Annotated in this window: 2 protein-coding genes; one reads left to right on the plus strand and one right to left on the minus strand. The window is 75.7% G+C overall.

The features are described from left to right. Positions 1–1,319: DNA recombination protein RmuC (locus tag HGCM_RS16260; protein WP_019134990.1), on the plus strand; the 1,319-nt coding region annotated here is incomplete at its 5' end. A gap of 42 nt (positions 1,320–1,361) precedes the next feature. Here the strand turns inward: HGCM_RS16260 and HGCM_RS16265 are convergent. Further along, a complete protein-coding gene (locus tag HGCM_RS16265; RefSeq protein WP_040399213.1) occupies positions 1,362–2,354 on the minus strand; it encodes a 4-hydroxy-3-methylbut-2-enyl diphosphate reductase in 993 nt (330 codons plus the stop codon). Positions 2,355–2,368 lie beyond the last annotated feature (14 nt).

The following is a 2,368-nucleotide window of genomic DNA, read 5'->3' on the forward strand; positions in this document are numbered from 1 at the left end:
GGGCCGCGGCCCAGCGCCGCGCCGAGCAGGCCGTGCGGCGCGCGAGCGTCGAGCAGGCGCGGCTGCAGGCCCGGCTCGACGCCGCGACCGCGGGGGCCGAGGCCGCGCGCGCCGATGAGCAGCGCCTCGCGGAGCAGTTCCGCGCGCTCGCGTCCGACGCGCTGAGCGCGAGCTCCGAGCAGTTCCTGGCGCTCGCGCAGCAGCGCCTCGCCGCCGAGCACCAGACGCAGGTGTCCGAGCTCGTGCAGCGCGAGCAGGCCGTGCGCGCGATGGTCGAGCCGCTCGGCGCGACGCTCGAGCGCGTCCGCGCCGGCCTCGCCGAGGCCGAGCGCGAGCGCGCCGCGGGTGCGGCCGCGCTGGGTGAGCAGGTCGAGGCGATGCGGCGCGAGGCGGAGCAGCTGCGGGGACAGACCGCGCGGCTCGCGACTGCGATGCGCTCCCCGCACGTGCGGGGGCGCTGGGGCGAGATGCAGCTGCGGCGCGTCGTCGAGGCCGCCGGGATGCTCGCGCACGTCGACTTCGTCGAGCAGCCGTCGGTGCGCACCGACGACGGCGCGCTGCGGCCCGACATGGTCGTGCGCCTCGCGGGCGGCCGGAACGTCGTGGTCGACGCGAAGGTCGCGTTCCTCGGGTTCCTCGACGCCGCGAACGCCGAGGACGAGCGCGAGCGCGCCGAGCGGCTCGCCGCGCACGCCCGGCACGTGCGGCGGCACGTCGACGACCTCGCGGGCAAGCGCTACTGGGACCAGTTCGCACCGGCGCCCGAGTTCGTCGTGATGTTCGTCCCGGCCGAGTCGTTCCTGCACGCCGCCGTCGAGCAGGACCCCACGCTGCTGGAGCACGCGTTCGCCCACGACGTCGTCGTGGCGACGCCCTCGACGCTCCTCGCGCTGCTGCGGACGATCGCGTACGGCTGGCGTCAGGACGCGCTCGCGACCAACGCCCAGCAGGTGCTCGCGCTCGGCAAGGAGCTGCACGGCCGGCTGGCGACGCTGGGCGGGCACGTCGCGAGGCTCGGGCGCGCGATCGAGTCGTCGGCGACGGCCTACAACCAGGTCGTCGGCTCGCTGGAGACGCGCGTGCTCGTCAGCGCGCGACGGTTCGCCGACCTCCACGTCGTGGACGGCGACCTGGCGGCTCCCGCCGCGGTCGACCCGCGGCTCGCGACGCTCGGGGCGCCGGAGCTCGTCGCCTCGGCCGAGGAACAGCTCGTCGAGCTCGACGGGCGCGCCCTGCGGGACGAGCGGGCGCTCGACGCGGAGCGCCGGCTGCTGAGCGAGCACGGCACGAGCGCCGGCCGGGACGCCGACGCGGGCTGACCCGCGGTCAGCCCGCCCGGCCGGGCGGCGCGGAGGGGACGGTCAGACCGGCTGGACGTCCAGCGCGTGCCTGCCCTCGCGGCGCGGCCGCTGCGGCGCGGCGCCGGCGGCCTTCAGGTCGGCGCGCAGCTCGCGGGGCAGCGAGAACATGAGGTCCTCCGTCGCGGTGCGCACCTCCTCCACGTCGCCGAAGCCGTAGGACGCGAGCAGCTCGACCACGTCGCGGACGAGGATCTCGGGCACGGACGCCCCGGAGGTCACACCGACGGTCGTCGCGCCCGCGAGCCACGCCGGGTCGATCTCGGAGGCGCGGTCGATCCGGTACGACGCACGGGCCCCCGCCTCCAGCGCCACCTCGACGAGCCGCACGGAGTTGGACGAGTTCGCGGAGCCGACGGTGATGACCACGTCGCACTGCGGCGCGAGCTTCTTCACGGCGACCTGGCGGTTCTGCGTCGCGTAGCAGATGTCGTCGCTCGGCGGGTCCTGCAGCGACGGGAACCGCTCGCGCAGGCGGCGGACCGTCTCCATCGTCTCGTCGACGGAGAGCGTCGTCTGCGAGATCCACACGACGCGCTCGGGGTCCCTCACGACGACGTCGTCGACGGCGGCCGGCGAGTTGACCACCTGGATGTGCTCGGGCGCCTCGCCCTGCGTGCCCTCGACCTCCTCGTGGCCGTCGTGCCCGATGAGGAGGATGTCGTAGTCGTCCGAGGCGAACCGCACAGCCTCCTTGTGCACCTTCGTCACGAGGGGGCAGGTCGCGTCGATCGTCCGCAGGTTCCGCTGGGCCGCGGCGGCGTGGACGGCCGGCGAGACGCCGTGGGCGGAGAACACGACGCGGGCGCCCTCCGGCACCTCGTCGGTGTCGTCGACGAAGACCGCCCCGCGCGCCGCGAGCGTCTCGACGACGTACTTGTTGTGCACGATCTCCTTGCGGACGTACACGGGTGCGCCGTAGTGGTCGAGCGCCTGCTCGACGGCGACGACCGCCCGGTCGACGCCGGCGCAGTACCCGCGCGGCGCGGCCAGCAGGACCCGGCCGCGCG

The organism is Cellulomonas massiliensis JC225, assembly GCF_000312005.1.
In the GTDB taxonomy this organism is placed as follows: Bacteria; Actinomycetota; Actinomycetes; order Actinomycetales; family Cellulomonadaceae; genus Cellulomonas; species Cellulomonas massiliensis.